The 17,153-nt window shown below is 70.7% G+C and carries 17 protein-coding genes; 9 read left to right on the forward strand and 8 right to left on the reverse strand.

Features of this window, described 5'->3' with window-relative positions; genetic code table 11:
• The first annotated feature begins 29 nt into the window (after window positions 1-29).
• Window positions 30-1,319, forward strand: a complete 1,290-nt coding sequence (locus tag ACTJK8_RS05665; protein WP_244413137.1) for an OmpP1/FadL family transporter — start codon at window positions 30-32, stop codon at window positions 1,317-1,319.
• A 181-nt stretch (window positions 1,320-1,500) separates the two neighbouring features.
• Here the strand turns inward: ACTJK8_RS05665 and ACTJK8_RS05670 are convergent, their stop codons facing one another.
• Entirely contained in the window at window positions 1,501-3,282 is a 1,782-nt protein-coding gene (locus ACTJK8_RS05670) for a PHA/PHB synthase family protein (protein WP_041372857.1), read from the reverse strand.
• A 216-nt stretch (window positions 3,283-3,498) separates the two neighbouring features.
• Between ACTJK8_RS05670 and ACTJK8_RS05675 the strand changes: the two genes are divergently transcribed.
• The 4 genes from ACTJK8_RS05675 to ACTJK8_RS05690 all read left to right on the forward strand — a co-directional run bounded on the left by ACTJK8_RS05675 (window position 3,499) and on the right by ACTJK8_RS05690 (window position 6,034).
• Window positions 3,499-3,885, forward strand: coding sequence for a hypothetical protein (locus tag ACTJK8_RS05675; RefSeq protein WP_106427872.1), 387 nt, complete (start codon window positions 3,499-3,501; stop codon window positions 3,883-3,885).
• 111 nt (window positions 3,886-3,996) lie between these two features.
• Window positions 3,997-5,214: an LL-diaminopimelate aminotransferase gene (locus tag ACTJK8_RS05680; protein ID WP_024828312.1), complete on the forward strand. Its 1,218-nt coding sequence runs from the start codon at window positions 3,997-3,999 to the stop codon at window positions 5,212-5,214.
• A 134-nt stretch (window positions 5,215-5,348) separates the two neighbouring features.
• Entirely contained in the window at window positions 5,349-5,561 is a 213-nt protein-coding gene (locus tag ACTJK8_RS05685; protein ID WP_012321979.1) for a hypothetical protein, read from the forward strand.
• Window positions 5,562-5,674: 113 nt separating this feature from the next.
• Window positions 5,675-6,034 (forward strand): hypothetical protein, encoded by a 360-nt coding sequence (locus ACTJK8_RS05690; RefSeq protein WP_440761634.1) that lies wholly within the window; start codon window positions 5,675-5,677, stop codon window positions 6,032-6,034.
• 21 nt (window positions 6,035-6,055) lie between these two features.
• On the opposite strand, the gene ACTJK8_RS05695 is transcribed toward ACTJK8_RS05690, so the two are convergent.
• The gene (locus tag ACTJK8_RS05695) at window positions 6,056-6,394 is read right to left on the reverse strand and encodes a DUF3140 domain-containing protein (protein ID WP_287081879.1); all 339 of its coding nucleotides are present in this window, start codon (window positions 6,392-6,394) and stop codon (window positions 6,056-6,058) included.
• A 188-nt stretch (window positions 6,395-6,582) separates the two neighbouring features.
• Between ACTJK8_RS05695 and prfB the strand changes: the two genes are divergently transcribed.
• Window positions 6,583-7,711 (forward strand): peptide chain release factor 2 gene (gene prfB, locus ACTJK8_RS05700; protein WP_106427873.1). Its coding sequence is split into 2 segments (ribosomal slippage): window positions 6,583-6,651 and window positions 6,653-7,711, totalling 1,128 coding nucleotides; the frame shifts between segments, so codons are not numbered across the junction.
• Window positions 7,712-7,897: 186 nt separating this feature from the next.
• Here the strand turns inward: prfB and ggt are convergent.
• The 6 genes from ggt to ACTJK8_RS05730 all read right to left on the reverse strand — a co-directional run bounded on the left by ggt (window position 7,898) and on the right by ACTJK8_RS05730 (window position 14,992).
• A complete protein-coding gene (ggt, locus tag ACTJK8_RS05705; protein ID WP_440761635.1) occupies window positions 7,898-9,499 on the reverse strand; it encodes a gamma-glutamyltransferase in 1,602 nt (533 codons plus the stop codon).
• Window positions 9,500-9,701: 202 nt separating this feature from the next.
• Window positions 9,702-10,625 (reverse strand): ABC transporter ATP-binding protein, encoded by a 924-nt coding sequence (locus tag ACTJK8_RS05710; RefSeq protein WP_043074913.1) that lies wholly within the window; start codon window positions 10,623-10,625, stop codon window positions 9,702-9,704.
• Window positions 10,622-11,638, reverse strand: coding sequence for an ABC transporter ATP-binding protein (locus tag ACTJK8_RS05715; RefSeq protein WP_043074914.1), 1,017 nt, complete (start codon window positions 11,636-11,638; stop codon window positions 10,622-10,624). The genes ACTJK8_RS05710 and ACTJK8_RS05715 overlap by 4 nt, the downstream gene beginning before the upstream one ends.
• Complete coding sequence (locus ACTJK8_RS05720) at window positions 11,635-12,564, reverse strand: ABC transporter permease (protein WP_043074915.1); 930 nt, start codon at window positions 12,562-12,564, stop codon at window positions 11,635-11,637. Before ACTJK8_RS05720 ends, ACTJK8_RS05715 begins: the two co-directional genes overlap by 4 nt.
• Window positions 12,561-13,505 (reverse strand): ABC transporter permease, encoded by a 945-nt coding sequence (locus ACTJK8_RS05725; RefSeq protein ID WP_024828306.1) that lies wholly within the window; start codon window positions 13,503-13,505, stop codon window positions 12,561-12,563. The genes ACTJK8_RS05720 and ACTJK8_RS05725 overlap by 4 nt, the downstream gene beginning before the upstream one ends.
• Window positions 13,505-14,992, reverse strand: coding sequence for an ABC transporter substrate-binding protein (locus tag ACTJK8_RS05730; protein WP_440761636.1), 1,488 nt, complete (start codon window positions 14,990-14,992; stop codon window positions 13,505-13,507). Before ACTJK8_RS05730 ends, ACTJK8_RS05725 begins: the two co-directional genes overlap by 1 nt.
• A 403-nt stretch (window positions 14,993-15,395) precedes the next feature.
• Here ACTJK8_RS05730 and ACTJK8_RS05735 point away from each other — a divergent pair, with 403 nt between their 5' ends.
• From ACTJK8_RS05735 to ACTJK8_RS05745, 3 genes are all read left to right on the forward strand, one after another.
• Window positions 15,396-15,935, forward strand: coding sequence for a PilZ domain-containing protein (locus tag ACTJK8_RS05735; RefSeq protein WP_012321989.1), 540 nt, complete (start codon window positions 15,396-15,398; stop codon window positions 15,933-15,935).
• A 106-nt stretch (window positions 15,936-16,041) separates the two neighbouring features.
• On the forward strand, window positions 16,042-16,650 hold the full coding sequence (locus ACTJK8_RS05740) for a HupE/UreJ family protein (RefSeq protein WP_053622325.1): 609 nt from the start codon (window positions 16,042-16,044) through the stop codon (window positions 16,648-16,650).
• A 107-nt stretch (window positions 16,651-16,757) separates the two neighbouring features.
• Window positions 16,758-17,036, forward strand: a complete 279-nt coding sequence (locus tag ACTJK8_RS05745) for a winged helix-turn-helix domain-containing protein (protein WP_440761637.1) — start codon at window positions 16,758-16,760, stop codon at window positions 17,034-17,036.
• The last annotated feature ends 117 nt before the right edge of the window (window positions 17,037-17,153 follow it).

The raw sequence follows: 17,153 nt of genomic DNA on the forward strand, positions 1-17,153 counted from the left end.
AACAGATGGGCGGGACGGTTCGCGCTGCGATGCTGGCGGCGACGGCGGTGATCCTCGGCGCCGGGCAGGTGCAGGCGGGGGCGTTCGGGATCCGGGAGCAGAGCACCGAGGCCCAGGGACTGGCCTTCGCGGGCGCGGCGTCGGGATCGGGCGGCGTCTCGTCGATCTTCTGGAATCCCGCGACGATCACGATGAACCCGGGCTTCGTCGCGGAGCAGAACTTCACCTATATCGGCCTCTCCTCGGAGATCCGGCCCGCGCCGGGCACCAATCCGGGCTTCGCGCGGCTGGGCGGCTCGGGTGAGCTGGGCCAGGGCGCCGTCGTGCCGGCGGGCGCCACGTCCTATCAGCTCAACGACCGCCTCTGGCTCGGCCTCTCCACCGGGGCCCCGTTCGGCCTCGTGACCAAGCCGCGCGACGTGTGGGCCGGCGAGGTCTACGGGCGCTCGTCGCGGATCTTCTCGCTGGCGATCAACCCGGTCATCGGCTTCAAGGTCAACGAGTGGCTCTCGATCGCGGCCGGCCCGAACATCGAGTATTTCCGCCTGACCCTCCGGCAGGCGCTGCCGATCCCCGGCATCCTGCCGACCTCGTACCCGAGCTCCTTCCTCAAGGGCGAGTCCTGGGGCGCGGGCTTCACCGCCGGCGCCACGCTGACGCCCCGCGACGGGACCGTGCTGGGCATCGGCTACCGCTCCTCGGTGCACCACGACATCGACGGCTCGATCGGCGTGCCGCTCGTCGCCCTGGCGCCGCTGGCCGGGCAGGTCCGCGCCAAGCTGAACACGCCCGACAAGCTGAGCGTCGGCCTGACCCAGGCGGTCTCGCCGGTGGCGCGGGTGAATCTCGGCTTCGAGTGGGACAACTGGTCGAGGCTCGGCACCATCGGCATCGTGTCGAAGACGATCGGCCTGCCGGTGAACAACCTGCCGCTCAACTACAAGGACGGGTTCACCTACGCGATCGGCGCCGAGTACGACGCCTCGCCGAACCTGACGCTGCGGACCGGCTTCGCCTACGAGACCTCGCCCATCGACTTCCGGAACCGCTCGGTGCGCCTGCCGGACGGCGACCGGTACAACGTCTCGGTCGGCGCGAGCTACCGCTGGAGCCAGCAGCTGACGCTGAACCTCGCCTACTCGCACTTCTTCCTGGACCGCTCGCGGATCCTCGCGGGCATCGGCCGCGACTACAACATCAGCAACATCGCCTTCGCGGGCGTGGTGGATTCCAGCGCCGACATCGTCTCGGTGGGCTTCCGCTACGTCTTCGGCGCGCCGCCGGCCCCGGCTCCGGCGCCGCTCGTGCGGAAGTACTGACAGCCAGCTCAGGTTGCGTGCTTCGCTGCCGCCGTCGTTGCGAGCGCAGCGAAGCGATCCAGGGCAGCGCCGCGCTGACAGGTGTCGCGCTGCCCTGGGTGACGTCGCTCCGCTCGTGATGGCGGGGCGGCTCCGTGATCGTCGCGGCCGATCACCCGTCGACCCGCGCGCGCCGCGCGCCTCAGGCGCGCATCCGCACGTAGGTCCCGGGCGCGGGGCCCAGGGATTGAAGAGCGTCGCCGCCCGGCTGACGGGCGGGCACCCGCTCCGGAGCCTGCGCCTCGATCCACTGGAACCAGTAGGGCCACCACGAGCCCTTGGTCTCGACCGCGGCCCTGATCCACTCTTCGAGCGTCCCCTTCACGGGGCCGCCGGTCCAGTAGCCGTATTTCGGCTTGGACGGCGGGTTGATCACGCCGGCGATGTGGCCCGAGCCCGCGAGCACGAAATCGACCTTGCCGCCGAACACCTTCGAGCCCTCGAAGACCGACAGCGCCGGCGCGATGTGGTCCTCGCGGGTGGCGAGGTTGAAGATCGGAACCTGCACCTTCCGGAGGTCGAGGCGGACGTTGCCCAGCACCATTCGGCCCTGCGCCAGCGTGTTGTTGAGGTAGCAGTTGCGCAGGTAGAAGGAATGGTTGGCCGCCGGCATCCGGGTGGCGTCGGAATTCCAGTACAGCAGGTCGAAGGCCGAGGGCGCCTTACCCTTGATGTAGTTGTTCACAACATAGGGCCAGATCAGGTCGTTCGGCCGGAGCATGTTGAAGGCGTTCGCCATCCGGGCGCCCTCGAGATAGCCCTGCTCGGCCATGCGCGCCTCGACCTGGCGGATCTGCTCCTCGTCGGCGAAGACCTTCAGGTCGCCCGCGTGGGTGAAGTCGACCTGCGTGGTGAGCAGCGTCGCGCTCTTGATCCGGCGGTTGCCGGTCGCGGCCTGCATGGCGAGCGTCACGGCGAGCAGCGTGCCGCCGACGCAGTAGCCCGCCGCCGTGACCTCGTTCTCGCCGGTGGCGACGCCGATCGCGTCGATGGCCGCCTCGATCCCCTCGCGCATGTACGACTCGAAGTCCTTGTCGGCGTGGCGCGTATCCGGGTTCACCCAGGAGATGCAGAAGACCGTCAGCCCCTGATCGACCATCCACTTGAAGAAGCTCTTCTGGGGGTTGAGATCGAGGATGTAGAACTTGTTGATCCAGGGCGGGACCATCAGGAACGGGCGCCGCAGCACGGTCTCGGTGGTCGGCGCGTACTGGATCAGCTCGATCAGGTCGTTGCGGAACACCACCTCGCCGGGGGTGACCGCCATGTTGCGGCCGACCTCGAACCCGCTCGGGTCGGTCTGGCGTACCCGCAGCTGCCCGCCGCCGGCCTGCAGATCCTCCTCGTACATCTTGAGGCCGCGGACGAGGTTGGCGCCGTTCTCCTGCAGGGTGTGGCGGATCAGCTCCGGGTTGGTCGGCAGGAAGTTCGAGGGCGACAGCATGCTGGTGAGCTGGCGCAGGTAGAACTGCGCCTTGTGGCGGGTATGCGCGTCGAGACCCTCGGCCTCGTCCACGAGGCTCTCGGCCCAGCGGGTTGCGAGCAGGTAGGCCTGCTTGATGAAATCGAAATACGGGTTGGTCGACCACTCGGCATGGGCGAATCGCGCGTCCCGGGGCTCGGGCAGCGCCACCGGATCGGCGGGCTGGCCCTGCAGGCGCAGGTAGGTGGAGCCCCAGAGCGACAGGAAGGCCTGCGCCAGGCGGGCCTGCGCCTCGGCGCTGCGGTTCGGGTCGGCGAGCCAGGCCTCGGCCACCTGACCGAGCACCTTGGCCGCCTCGTTCATCTCGCTGCCGGGCGCGCCCGCTTGGCCCTCGGGCCCGAGGAGGCGGGCGACGTTGCGCCCCATCGCCTCGACGAACTGCCCGGCATTTCGGGAGAGCGCCTCGAAATCCGGCATCGGGGCGACCGTGCCGTCCGGCATCGCGCCGTTCGAGACCGACTTCGGAGGGGCGGTCCGATCCGGCGCCTGCGGGCTCGTCAAACGTGCCTCCCTGTGCTTCATCTGTTGACCCGATGGCGCGGGCCTCGTTTCCGACAAAATAAGGAGCGAGCCAGAGTTTTCGCCAGCCCGGCTCAGGACGTCGCCGAAACATCCGGCCGATCTTTTCATACGCATGTGACGATGGATCGTGCCATTTTGAACCCCGCCGTCCGCCCGCGTCGCGCCGGTCCGCTGCGCCGCCTGACGCGCGTGGCCGGCCTGGGCGTGCTGGTCGGCGCGCTCGGGGCCTGCTCGGGCGACGTCGTCCGCTCGCTGGCCTCCGATGCAGGCTACGGGCCGCGGGTCGTCGCGGCCCCGGATTTCGTCGCGGACACGCGCAGCAAGGTGCAGCCCGACTTCATGCCGGTGGGCGTCGACGCGCCGAAGCGGCCGGTCCGGGCCAAGTCGGTCACGGGCCAGAAGGCCCTGGAGGCGGAGCTGGAGGGCGCCCGCGGACGCAACGAGGCCCGGGGCCGCGCCGCCGCGAGCGCCGGGCGGGGCGCGGCCGCCACCATCAAGCCGGCCCCGGCGGCGCCGCAATAGCCGGCCCTTTTTCTGGGTCGGCGGCGGCCCGCAACTCTGCTAGAGCAAGTGGTTCGCCCGACCGGCCCAGACGAGAGACGCCGGATCCGGGACGCGCCGATGGACACGCCCATGACCGACTTCCACCGCATCAAGCGACTGCCGCCCTACGTCTTCGAGCAGGTCAACCGGATCAAGGCCGCCGCCCGAGCGCAGGGCGCCGACATCATCGATCTCGGCATGGGCAACCCGGATCTGGACGCCCCGAAGCACGTGATCGCCAAGCTGTGCGAGACGGCCGGGCGGCCGCGCACGGATCGCTACTCGGCCTCCAAGGGCATCGCGGGCCTGCGCAAGGCCCAGGCGGGCTATTACCAGCGGCGCTTCGGCGTGACTCTGAACCCCGACACCCAGGTGGTGGCGACCCTCGGGTCGAAGGAAGGGTTCGCCAACATGGCCCAGGCGATCACCGCGCCGGGCGACGTCGTGCTGGTGCCGAACCCGAGCTACCCGATCCACGCCTTCGGCTTCCTGATGGCCGGCGGCGTCATCCGCTCCGTGCCGGCCGAGCCGACTCCCGCGATGTTCCCCGCCCTGGAGCGGGCCATGCGCCACTCGATCCCGAAGCCGGTGGCGCTGGTCGTGTGCTACCCGTCGAACCCGACCGCCTACGTGGCGAGCCTCGACTTCTATCGGGACCTCGTGGCCTTCGCGAAGCAGCACGAGCTGATCCTGCTGTCGGACCTCGCCTACGCGGAGGTCTACTTCGACAACAACCCGCCGCCCTCGGTCCTGCAGGTGCCCGGCGCCATCGACTGCACGGTGGAGTTCACCTCGCTGTCGAAGACCTACTCGATGGCCGGCTGGCGGATGGGCTTCGCGGTGGGCAACGAGCGCCTGCTCGCGGCACTCACCCGGGTGAAGTCCTACCTCGATTACGGCGCCTTCACGCCGATCCAGGTCGCCGCGACCGCCGCGCTCAACGGGCCGGACGACTGCATCCACGAGATGCGCAGCATCTACAGGAAGCGCCGCGACGCGCTGGTGGAATCCTTCGGCAAGGCCGGCTGGACCATCCCGTCGCCCGCCTCCTCGATGTTCGCCTGGGTCCCGATCCCCGAGCGCTACCGGGAGCTGGGCAGCCTCGAATTCTCCAAGCTGCTGCTGGAGAAGTCCGACGTGGCGGTCGCGCCCGGCATCGGCTTCGGCGAGTTCGGCGACGAGTACGTCCGCATCGCCCTCGTGGAGAACGAGCAGCGCATCCGGCAGGCGGCGCGAAACATCCGGCGGTTCTTCGACGGCACCGACAAGACGCTGCACAACGTCGTGCCGATGGCCCGGGCCGGGTAGCCGGGCCCGCGCAGATTGTTGCCGCGGGGCGACAGACCCGGTCAAAGGTGTCGGCGCCCCGCGCCGGCGCTTGTCAGGGCGGGGCGCGATGGCCAGGGTCAGGTGCGGGGGTCTTCCCGCGTCCCGAGTGTCGCATGCGCCGCCTGAACCTGATTGCCGCCCTGCTGCTCGCCGCCGCGGCCTCGGCCTGCGCGCCGAACCCGATCATCGCCCGGGATCCGATCCCCGCGCCGGGACCGGCGGACGTGTACGCGTGCGACTCGAAGCCGTTGCCGGTCAACGCCTTCATGACGGATTGCCGCCCCGTTCCGGCGAGCCCGCAGGTCGTGCTGCGCGCGCGCGGCTGATCCCGCCCGGGATTTCGGTAACCGGTCGATTCGGATCCGACGGACAAGCCGCCCGCGATCAGCTAGACTGTAGGCCAGATGCCGGCTCGTCCGGCCCCCTGACGGAGCATCGCGTGAGCACCAAGATCCTGATCGCCGCCGGACTCCTCGCCCTCCTTGCGGGGCAGGGCGCCTCGGCCTCGGACGCCGCCTACCCGGCGGCGCCCTTCCAACCTCGCGCCTTCGTGTTCACCGCCCCGAACGGCCCGACCGTCCTGGAGACCGACGGCTGCTGCCAGGTCGTCGTACCGCCGGGCCGGCCCGACCTCGCCCAGCCGGCGGTCCCGGTGGCCGAGGTGATGAACGGCGGCGGCTTCGGCTACACCGGGTTCGATTACTACAACGACCAGATCACCGAGGGCCGGTTCGGCGCGCGCAAGCGGCCGCGGGAGTACGTGATCGCCCCGTCCTACATCGTGCCGCCGCGGTACTGAGCCGCCGGGCGCTCCGGGGCCTCAATCCTTGTGCGGATCGTGGCCCCAGTTCATCAGCGACACCCGCCAGGGTGAGTCCGGATCCTTCCGGGCCGCGCCGCCCTGCTTGAGGTGGCGGTGGACGTAGCCCACGACCTTGCGCATGGCAGTGTAGTCGTCGTCGGTCAGATCCGCTTTCTTCTTGTCCTTGATGGCCAGGATGCGCCGGCCCATCTCGTGGCCGGTCGATTCATCGCCGTCCTTCTTCTGGCCGACCTCCTTGCTGGCGTCGCTGTCGAGGTGCTTCTTCAGCGCGGCCGGCGTCATGTTGACGGCCTCGTTGAAGTCCTTCCACGTCGCCGCGTGATCGTCATCCGCCATCTACAAGCCTCCTTCGTCCGTGCCCGACAACGCGCCCGGCGCGGACCGGCTCGCGCGCATCCCTGCGGTCGGGCGCCGCACGGGGGGAGGGTTGGACGGCCTGGCGGCGTTTACAGGTCGGTCCCCGGGGGCTATCACCCCCGCCCGACACCAAACCCCTTCCCCGCACCCCATCCCCGAAAAACCAGATGCGCGCCGAGATCGAGCAAGCCTCGGATGCCGCCAAGCAGTCTATAGGGCTGCTGAGGAGGCATCTTTGACTGGGACACAGTCGATAAACGCCTCGCGGAGCTGAACGCAGCCTCCGAGGACCCCGACCTCTGGAACGATGCCGAGGCCGCCCAGAAGGTCATGCGCGAGCGCCAGCAGCTCGACGAGGCCGTCACGGCGATCAAGAAGCTCGAGCGCGACCTCGAGGACGGCGCCACGCTGATCGAACTCGGCGAGATGGAGGGTGACGAATCCTCGATCCGAGAGGGCGAGGCGGCGATCCTGGCCGTCGAGAAGGAGGCCGCGAGCCGGCAGGTCGAGACCCTACTGTCCGGCGAGGCCGACGGCTTCGACACCTATCTCGAAGTGCATGCGGGCGCCGGCGGCACCGAGAGCCAGGACTGGGCCAACATGCTCCAGCGCATGTACGCCCGCTGGGCCGAACGCCGGAAGTACAAGGTCGAGGTCGTCGAGATGACCGACGGCGAGGAGGCCGGGATCAAGGGCGCCACGCTCCTGATCAAGGGCCACAACGCCTACGGGTGGCTCAAGACCGAGTCCGGCGTGCACCGGCTGGTGCGGATCTCGCCCTACGATTCCAGCGCGCGGCGGCACACCAGCTTCGCCAGCGTCTGGGTCTACCCGGTGATCGACGACCGGATCGAGATCGAGATCAAGGAATCCGACTGCCGGATCGACACCTACCGGTCGTCCGGCGCCGGCGGCCAGCACGTGAACACCACCGACTCGGCGGTGCGCATCACCCACAATCCCACCGGGATCGTGGTGGCGTGTCAGCAGGAGCGTTCGCAGCACAAGAACCGGGCGACCGCCTGGAACATGCTGCGCGCCCGCCTGTACGAGCTGGAGCTGAAGAAGCGCGAGGAGAAGGCCAACGCCGAGGCCGCCGCCAAGACGGATATCGGCTGGGGCCACCAGATCCGGTCCTACGTGCTGCAGCCGTACCAGCTGGTGAAGGACCTGCGCACCGGCACCCAGTCCACCGATCCGGACGAGGTGCTCGACGGCGACCTCGACCCGTTCATGGAGGCCTCGCTGGCCCAGCGGGTCTACGGCGGCGGCGAGGCGGTCGAGGATATCGACTGATCGGCGGTCTCGATCCGCAACGCCGTCATCACGAGCGGAGCGAAGTGGCCCAGGGCAGCACGCGATCGCTCAGCGTGGCGCCACCCGGGATCGCTTCGCTCCGCTCGCAAAGACGATGTGCTGACAAGGCTCGCCGTTGCCCGCACCGAAGGATGAGCGCCGGAGGCGCCCATCCTCACACACGCATCAATACCCCAGCGCCGCCCCATCCTTGCGCGGGTCCGAGCCCGCCGCCAGCGTGCCGGCCTTCCGGTCGATCCAGATGATCTGGCCGCCGCCGAGCGGCAGCGGCGCGCGGATCGCCGGGTGGCCGCGCTCCTTGAGCCCCGCCATCACCGCGTCGGGGATCCCGCCCTCCACCTCCAGGCTGCCGCCATAGGCGAAGCTGCGCGGGGCATCGAGGGCCTCCTGCACGTCGAGGCCCCGGTCGAGCAGACCGGAGAGCAGCTCGACATGGCCCATGGCCTGATAGTGGCCGCCCATGACGCCGAAGGGGGCGACCGCCTGCCCGTCCTTCATCAGCATGCCCGGGATGATCGTGTGCATCGGCCGCTTCCCCGGCCCGACACTGTTCGGGTGGCCGCCCTCCGTGCGGAACGACAGGCCGCGATTGTGCAGCAGCACGCCGCTCTCGGGCGCCAGGATGCCCGAGCCGAACCCCTGGAAGATCGAGTTGATCAGCGACAGCGCGTTGCCGTCCCGGTCGACCACGCAGAGATAGACCGTATCCTTGTGGGCGCGGCCCTCGGCGATCTCCTGCTTGATCTCGGGGTAGATCACCGGCTCGCGCGCCCGGCCCATGTCGATCGCCCCGTGGGCGGCGGCCTTCCAGGCGTCGGAGAGCAGGTGCTCGATCGGCACGTTGGCGAGGGCGGCGTCGCCGAACAGCACGTCGCGATGGTGGTAGCCCTGCTTGCACACCTCGGCGAAGAGGTGGAGCCGGTCGAGGTCCGAGAGCGCCCCGACGTCGTAGTGCGAGAGCACGTTGAGCATCATCAGCGCCGCCAGTCCCTGGCCGGCGGGCGGGCACTCGTAGACGTCGTAGCCGCGGTAGCGGGTCGAGACCGGCACGACCACGTCGGGCCGGGCGGCGGCGAAGTCGTCCAGGGTGTGCAGGCCGCCGAGGGCGTTGAGGCGGCTCACCATGTCCTCGGCAACCGGGCCCGTGTAGAAGGCGCGCGCACCGTGCTCGGCGATCTTCCGGAGTGTCGCCGCGAGCTTCGGCAGACGGACGACGCTGCCGATCGCCGGCGGTTTCCCGCCGGGCAGGTAGGTCTCGGCGGCGTGCGGGTCCGCGGCGACGCGTTCGGCGCCGCGCAGCCAGTCCCATCCGACCCGCTGCTGGACGACGAACCCGTCCTCCGCGTAGCGGATTGCGGGCTGAAGCAACTCGCCGAGGGAGCGGGTGCCGTGCTCGCGCACCAGCAGGTCCCAGGCCGCGACCGCGCCCGGCACCGTGACGGCGTGCGGCGAGGCCGGGGTGATGGTGACGCCGTGCTCGGCGTACCAGTCGGGCGTCGCGGCGGCCGGGGCCCGGCCCGAACCGTCGAGGGCGATGGGCTTGGTGGCGCCCGCGGGCGCGTAGAGGGCGAAGCAGTCGCCGCCGATGCCGGTCATCAGCGGATCGACCACGCATTGCACGGCCACCGCCGCGATGCCGGCATCGACGGCGTTGCCGCCCGCGCGCAGCACCTCGACGGCGGCGAGCGTCGACAGCGGGTGCGAGGTCGCGACGGCGGCGTTGGCGGCGTAGACCGGGGAGCGGCCGGGGGCGGAGAAGTCTCTCACGGGATGTCCTGCTGTGATGACCGCCTCAGGGAGACGGGATGGCTTGATCCAAGACGCGACCTCATCCTGAGGTGTAGGAGCGCAGCGGAGGCCTCGGAGGAGGGCCCCAGGGATCCCAAGGCCGGCCTGAGCTATCCCGCGAGGCTCGCTGCGCTCGCACCTCAGGATGAGGGAGGAGGGCGGGAAAGAGAATGTAAGCCTGTCACGCGTGCTGCCCCGCGGGCAGCGCCACCCAATGCCCCGGCGCGACCTCGGTGAGCGGCCCGTCCGGCGGCTGGTCGTGGCCGGCGAGGTCCCGCGCGGCGAGGCGGGCGCGCTCCTCGGCCGGGTGCGGGACCGGCACCGCGGCGAGCAGGCGGCGGGTATAGGGATGGCGCGGATCCTCGTAGAGGGCGTCCGCCTCGGCCAGCTCGACGATCCGCCCACGCCAGAGGACCGCGACCCGGTGGCAGAGGTAGCGCACCATCCGCAGGTCGTGGGAGATGAACAGGTAGGAGAGGCCCATCTCGTCCTGCAGATCCTGCAGCAGGTTCACCACCTGCGCCTGGATCGAGACGTCGAGGGCCGCGATCGGCTCGTCGGCGACGATGAAGCTCGGCTTGAGGGCGATCGCCCGGGCGATGCAGATGCGCTGCCGCTGGCCGCCCGAGAACTGGTGCGGGTAGCGCCCCATGAAGCGCGGATCGAGTCCGACCCGCTGGAACAGGGCCGCGACCGCCTCCCGCCGCTCCGGACCCCGCATATCCCGCCGGTGCAGCTTGAAGGCCTCCGCGACGTACTCCCCGGCGCTCATCCGCGGGTTGAGGGCCGCGTAGGGGTCCTGGAACACGGTCTGGATGCGCGCGCGCATCCTCCGCATCGCCCCCGCCGAGAGCTTGGCGAGGTCGGTGCCCTCGAAGGCGATCGTGCCCGAGGTCGGCGGGTTGAGCATGGTCACGGCCCGGCCGATGGTCGACTTGCCGGACCCGGATTCGCCGACGAGGCCGAGGGTCTCTCCGGGGCGGATGTCGAAGCTGACCCCCTCGACGGCGCGGAACACCGAGGCCTTGCCGCCCCACCACGAGCGGAGGGGATAGTGCTTGGACAGGTCGCGCACCGAGACGACCGGGTAATCCTGCCCGCTCATCGTGCGGCCTCCCGGCTCAGGAGCTTCGGCAGGTCGTACCAGGCGGCGACGAGGTGGCCCGGAGCGGCACCGGGCGCCTGCGCCAGGGGCGGCATCTCGGCCCGGCAGCGGGGCGTGGCGAAGGCGTTGCGCGGCGCGAAGGGATCGCCCGGCGGCGGGTGGCGCATGTCCGGCGGCGCGCCCTCGATCTGGTGCAGGCGCCGCCGCCCGGCCCGGCCGCCGGACAGGTCCGGCAGGGAGCGCAGCAGCCCCAGCGTGTAGGCGTTGCGCGGATCCGAGAAGATGTCGTCGACCGGGCCGCGTTCCAGGATCCGGCCGGCATACATCACCTGCACGGTGTCGCTGATGCCGGCCACCACGCCGAGATCGTGGGTGATCCAGATGATCGCCATGCCGAGCTCGCGCTTCAGCTCCTGCACCAGGGCGACGATCTCGGCCTGGACGGTGACGTCGAGGGCGGTGGTCGCCTCGTCGGCGATGAGCAGCTTCGGGCGGCAGCTGAGACCGATGGCGATCATGACCCGCTGGCGCTGGCCGCCGGAGAACTCGTGCGGGTACTGGTCGAGGCGGGCGGCCGCGTTCGGGATGCGCACGAGATCGAGCAGGTCCTTCGCCCGGGCGCGGGCCGCGCGGGCGTCGAGGCCCAGATGGATGCGCAGGGGCTCGACGATCTGCGCCGCCACGGTCATGCCGGGGTTGAGCGAGCTCATCGGGTCCTGGAAGACGAAGCCGATCGCGCCGCCGCGGATCTTTCGGAGTTCCCGCTCCTTCAGGGCGAGGAGGTCGCGGCCCTCGAACAGCACCTGCCCGCCGGTGATGCGGCCGGGCGGGCGCGGGATCAGGCCCAACATGGCGAGCACGTGCACGCTCTTGCCGGAGCCCGACTCGCCGACGATCCCCAGCGTCTCCCCCTCGTGCAGGGTGTAGGACACGCCGTTGACCGCGTGGACCGCGCCGCCGTCGGTGTCGAAGGCGACCGCGAGGTCGCGGACGTCGAGGAGGGGCTTGGTCATGTGCGCTGCCTCGGGTCGAGGGCGTCCCGCAATCCGTCGCCGAACAGGTTGAAGGCGAGCACCGCCAGGAAGATCGACAGGCCCGGCCAGATCGCCATCCAGGGCGCCTCGTCCATGAAGTTCTTGGCGGTGTTGAGCATCGCGCCCCAGGACGGTTCCGGCGGCTGCTGGCCGAGACCGAGGAAGGACAGGCTCGCCTCCGCGATGATCGCGGCCGCGATGGTGAGGGTCGCCTGGACGAGGATCGCCGGGACGATGTTGGGCAGGATGTGGACCCGGGCGATCCGCCAGGGCGGGTTGCCCATGGCGCGGGCCGCCTCCACGAACTCCTCCGCCGCCACGGCGCGCACCTGCGCCCGGGTCAGCCGGATGAAGGTCGAGGTCGCCGACAGGCCGATGGCGATCATCGCGTTGACGAGGCTCGGGCCCAGGAAGGCGGCCAGCGCGATCGCCAGGATCAGGAACGGGATCGCCAGGAGCGCGTCGGTGAGCCGGGAGATCGCGCCGTCGATCCAGCCGCCCGCGTAGCCGGCGAGCAGGCCGAGGGGCAGGCCGAGGGAGACGGCCAGCGCCACCGAGACGAGGCCGGCACCGAGCGAGGCCCGGGCGCCGAAGATGATCCGCGAGAGCACGTCGCGCCCGACCTCGTCGCCGCCGAACGGGTGCGCGAGGCTCGGCGCGCCGCGGACGTTGCCCCAGTCGGTGGCGGTCGGGTCGTAGGGGGCGATCCAGGGCGCGAACACAGCCATCAGCACCAGCAGGCCGACGATGACGAGACCTGCGACGGCGCTCTTGCGCGCGCGCAGGCGCCGCCAGAAGGCCGCGAGGGTGCCGGGTTCCTGAAGGATGGCGTGGGCGGGGGTACCGGACGGGGCGGACTCCAGGCCGACCGCCTCGGCGCGGGCGATCTCGCTGCCGGTGCTCATGCCCGCCTCAGCTTCGGATTGACGGCGGCCGAGAGCAGGTCGGCGGCGAGGTTCAGGGCGATGTAGGTGGCGGCCGTGCAGATCACGACGCCCTGCACGGTGGCGAAGTCCCGGTTGAAGACGGCATCGACCATCAGCTTGCCGAAGCCCGGCACGGAGAACACTTGCTCGGTGAGCACCGCCCCGGACAGGAGCTGACCGAACTCCAGCGCGCCGAGGGTGATGATCGGGATCGCGGCGTTGGGCAGCGCGTGCCGCAGCGTGACGCGCAGGGGCGAGACGCCCTTGGCGCGCGCGGTGCGAACGTAATCGGAGCCCAGCACGCCCAGCATCGCCGCGCGGGTGTGGCGCATCATCACAGCCGCGATGGCGTTGCCGAGCACGAAGGCCGGCATCACCATGGCGGCGAGGTTCTCCGACAGGCTCTCGAAGGGCGAGACGTAGCCGGAGGCCGGCAGCCAGCCGAGTTCCACCGAGAACAGCAGGATCAGCAGGATGCCGAGCCAGAAGTTCGGCACCGACAGCCCCCAGAGGGCCACGCCGTTGGCGATCGTGTCGGCGGCCTGACCGCGCTTGACCGCCGAGAGCACGCCCATGGGCACGCCGATGGCGAGCGCCACCAGCATGGCGAGGCAGGCGAGTTCCAGCGTCACCGGCAGCTTCTCGACGATCAGCTCCGAGACCGGCTTCTGCAGCCGGATCGACTCACCGAGATCGCCCCGCAGCACGCCGCCGGCCCAGTAGGCGTAGCGCACCGGCAGGGGCTCATCGAGGTGGTACTTCTCGCGGATGAAGGCGATCACCTGCGGGTCGCGCTCCTCGCCGGTCAGCGCGGTGGCGACGTCGCCCGGCAGCAATTGCTGCAGGGCGAAGATGATCATCGAGGCGAGGATCAGGGTCGGGACCGCCAGGGCGAGGCGACGCGCCAGGAACCGCAGCATCAGTTGAGCTTCAGCCCGGTGAAGCGCACCAGCCCGTCCGGGTAGGGCACGAAGCCGGTGATCTTCTGGCTGTAGGCCCAGAGCAGCTTGCGGTGCAGGATGTAGATGCCCGGCCGGTCCTTCAGCACCTGATCGGCCAGGGCCTTCCAGGCGGCCTTGCGCTTGGCCGGATCGACGGTGCCGCGCTCGGCCTGGAGCGCCGCGTCGGCCTCGGGGCTGCAGTACTTGGGATAGTTCAGCGCCGCCTTGCAGGCCAGGAAGCTGAACGTGTTGCCGTCCGGGTCCGAGCGGCCGCTCCAGGAATAGAGCTGCGCCTCGTAATTGCCCTTGTCGGCGGCATCGAGCGCGGTGGTGAAGTCCACGGCCTGGATCTTCACGTCGAAGCCCGCCTCCTTGGTCATGGCCTGGATCACCTGGCCCACCTGCGGCGACTCGCTGTTGGCGTAGACGGTCAGGGTGATCTGCGGGTTCGGCTTGCCGGCTTCAGCGAGCAAGGCCTTCGCCTTGGCGACGTCCCGCTTGGGGATCGGGTACTCGCTGACGTAGTTCGGGTTCTTCGGGTTGACCCACTGGTTCCCGGCCAGGAACTCGCCGTTATAGACCACCTGATTGATGGCGTTGCGGTCGATGGCCGCCTCGAAGGCGGCGCGCACCTTCGGGTCGGAAACCGGCGAGCCGGCCTTGTTGGGGTTGAACAGGATCTCCTGGAAGCCGAGCTCGGTGGTCGAATCGAGCTTCAGCTTGGCGTCGCGCTTCACCTGCGCCACGTCCGTCGGGGCGAGCCGCTCCAGCAGGTCGAGCTGCCCGGCGCGCAAGTTCGTGAGCCGCACGGTGGCGTCGGGGATCGGGCGGAACTCGATCCGCTGGATGTGGATCGCGTCCTTGTTCCAGTAGTCGGGGAAGCGCTCGACCACGATCCGGTCCTGCGGCACCCGCTCCACGAACTTATACGGACCGGCGCAGACCGGCGCGGTGGCGAACTTGTCGCCGAGCCGCTCGGCGGCCTTGGGCGAGACCATCATGCCGGCCCGGTCGGTGAACTGCGCCAGCAGCGGCGCGAACGGCTGCTTCAGGTTGATCCGGAAGGTCAGGTCGTCGACGACGTCCACCGAGTCGACCGGCGCGATCTCCGAGCGGCGCTGCGAGCCCGGCATCTTCATGTGGCGCTCGATCGAGAACTTGGCCGCCGCGGCGTCGAGCTTCTCGCCGTCGTGGAACAGGACACCCGGGCGCAGGTGCATGGTCAGCGCCTTCTCGTCGGGCGACAGCTCCCAGGAGGTGGCCAGCTGCGGCACCGGCTTCAGATCGGGCCCGATATCCACGAGCTTGTCGCAGAGCGCGGCGAACACCATCCGGCTCGCGAAGGTCCGGGCGAGCGTCGGGTCGAGGGCGTCCGGATCCTCCATCATGCCGTAGCGCAGGGTCTGCGCGGCGGCGGGGCCGGCGAGGACGAACCCGGCGAGGAGACAGGCGGCGAGACGCAACATGAGACCGGTCCGGATGGAGGCGGGAGGAGCGGTGCGGATCGGCCGCGTCCGTTCCAGGGGCGACCGGCAGTGTTGCGCGGCCGTGTGGCATGCACAATCCCAAGGCAGCATCCGTGCCATAGGTTCAAGATGCATCTTGTATTCAGTTGGTGGCGCGATCGCACCGCCGCGGTCGGCGGCCCTCGGAGCGCGGCGTTCGCGCAACCCGCGCCGATCGCCCAGGTGGGACGGAAAGGTTGGTTCCGCGCCGTGCGGCCCGGCATCGGGAACGCGGCCCGCCGGAGATCGGGATCAGGCCAATTTTACGGTTTGCCTGAACAGCCCGGAAAAATCTCGGGCCCCAGAAGGTCACCGATGTCTTCTTCATGATGATACGGGTGCGATGGTTCGGCGGCACATCGTCATGTTGCCTGCTCTGTGCTGGAACCAGCGGCGTCGCGATTTCTACGCCGTGACCGCCGACGTCTCGACCGAGGGCATCCGGTTCCGATCCTCCTCGCTCCTGGCGCCGGGTGAGGATCTCACCTGCAGCATCCGCCATATCGGGACACTCGAGGCCCGCATCGCCCGCGTGGCCGGCCAGGAATTCATCGTCTGTGTCCGGGGCGGGCGCGCGATCCTCACCGATCTCGCCCGGCAGTTCGTGACGCTGGCGCGCGCCCAGGATCTGCAGCCCGAGCCGGTCCGGGCTCACCGGCGAATCGTACCGAGGCAGAAGATCGTCCAGGTCACGACCGCGACGGGCGAGGCCTTCCAGGGCCACGTCCTCAATGTCTCGGCCTCCGGCGTCGCCCTGCTCGTCGACCACGAGCTGGAGATCGGAGCGATGATCCGCGTCGGGCGAAAGACCGCCACGGTGATGCGCCACTTCACCCACGGCGTCGGGGCCGCCTTCTCGGAGCCGTTCGCCCCATCCGCGGTCCACGAGGCGATGTCGCTCTGAGGCCCCGGCTCGCGGCGCCGCCGCGCGGCCGCATCATCGTTCGCCGGCCCCTCGCAGCGGCGGCGGAAGGGCGCTACATCTTCGCGGGTCCAGCGAAGGATCCTCGATGAAGCGCCTGCTCTCCTCCCGACCCGCCGCGTCCCTGGCGCTCCTGCCGGCGGCACTCATCCTGCTGCCCCAGGCGGCGCTCGCCCACCCGGGCCACGGCGCCGCGACGGGCGCGGAGGCGGGCTTCCTCCATCCGCTTCTGGGCGCCGACCACGTGCTCGCGATGGTCGCGGTCGGCCTCCTCGCCAGCCTGCGCGGCGGGCGGGCGCTCTGGGCGCTGCCCCTGTCGTTCCTGGCGCTGATGAGCGTGGGGGCGGGCCTGGGCCTGGCCGGCGTGGTGCTGCCGCATGTCGAGATCGCGATCGCGCTGTCCATCGTCGTGTTCGGTCTCGCCGCCGTCGTCGGCCTCCGCGCGCCGGTCGCCCTGCTGGCCGCCCTGGTCGGCGTCTTCGCGGTGTTCCACGGCTACGCCCACGGGGCCGAGATGCCGGAGACCGCCTCCGGCCTCTCCTTCGGCCTCGGTTTCCTCGCGGCCACCGCGCTCCTGCACGCCGCGGGGATCGGCGTCGGCGTCGCGGCGTCGCGGATCGGAGCGACGCGGGCCGCCCCGGCCCTCGGCGTCGGCCTCGCCGCGGCCGGCCTCGCGCTGCTGGCGCTCCCCGCCTGAGCGCCTCACCCGGCCCGCTCCGGAGCCCCGCCCCGGCCGCGGGCGAGGCGCCCCGGCTCAGCATCCGCATCGATCTCGGACCGGGGCACCGCCTCGGTCCCGGCAAGGTGCGGCTTCTCGAGATGATCGCCGAGCACGGCTCCATCGCGGGCGCGGGCCGCGCGCTCGGCATGTCGTACCGCCGGGCGTGGCTGCTGGTGGAGGCGATGAACACCGGCTTCGGCCGGCCCTTGGTCGAGGCGCAGACCGGCGGCCGGGCCGGCGGCGGCGCGCGCCTCTCCGCCCTGGGCGCCGACGTGGTGCGCCGATACCGCGCTGTGGAGGCGGCCGCGGAGGCGGCGGCCGCGCCGTTCCTGAGTCGCCTGGGAGAGGCCGGGGACGCGTAACCGGGCCGGGCGCGGGCGCGAACCCGGGTGCGATGTCACAGGCCCTCGAGGGCTGACGTCACGCGATCCCGCCCCACGTCCCGCCGGTCGCGACGATCCCGGCAGCGAGAAGAGATA

Origin of the sequence: Methylobacterium sp. 22177, assembly GCF_052045615.1 — a bacterium.
GTDB lineage: Bacteria > Pseudomonadota > Alphaproteobacteria > Rhizobiales > Beijerinckiaceae > Methylobacterium > Methylobacterium radiotolerans.

Coding starts and splice junctions, on each gene's coding strand:
- ACTJK8_RS05665 (WP_244413137.1), top strand. CDS start 30: ATGCTGGCGGCGACGGCGGTGATCCTCGGCGCCGGGCAGGTGCAGGCG.
- ACTJK8_RS05670 (WP_041372857.1), bottom strand. CDS start 3,282: ATGCCGGACGGCACGGTCGCCCCGATGCCGGATTTCGAGGCGCTCTCC.
- ACTJK8_RS05680 (WP_024828312.1), top strand. CDS start 3,997: ATGACCGACTTCCACCGCATCAAGCGACTGCCGCCCTACGTCTTCGAG.
- ACTJK8_RS05685 (WP_012321979.1), top strand. CDS start 5,349: ATGCGCCGCCTGAACCTGATTGCCGCCCTGCTGCTCGCCGCCGCGGCC.
- ACTJK8_RS05695 (WP_287081879.1), bottom strand. CDS start 6,394: ATGGCGGATGACGATCACGCGGCGACGTGGAAGGACTTCAACGAGGCC.
- ACTJK8_RS05710 (WP_043074913.1), bottom strand. CDS start 10,625: ATGAGCGGGCAGGATTACCCGGTCGTCTCGGTGCGCGACCTGTCCAAG.
- ACTJK8_RS05715 (WP_043074914.1), bottom strand. CDS start 11,638: ATGACCAAGCCCCTCCTCGACGTCCGCGACCTCGCGGTCGCCTTCGAC.
- ACTJK8_RS05720 (WP_043074915.1), bottom strand. CDS start 12,564: ATGAGCACCGGCAGCGAGATCGCCCGCGCCGAGGCGGTCGGCCTGGAG.
- ACTJK8_RS05725 (WP_024828306.1), bottom strand. CDS start 13,505: ATGCTGCGGTTCCTGGCGCGTCGCCTCGCCCTGGCGGTCCCGACCCTG.
- ACTJK8_RS05730 (WP_440761636.1), bottom strand. CDS start 14,992: ATGTTGCGTCTCGCCGCCTGTCTCCTCGCCGGGTTCGTCCTCGCCGGC.
- ACTJK8_RS05735 (WP_012321989.1), top strand. CDS start 15,396: ATGTTGCCTGCTCTGTGCTGGAACCAGCGGCGTCGCGATTTCTACGCC.
- ACTJK8_RS05740 (WP_053622325.1), top strand. CDS start 16,042: ATGAAGCGCCTGCTCTCCTCCCGACCCGCCGCGTCCCTGGCGCTCCTG.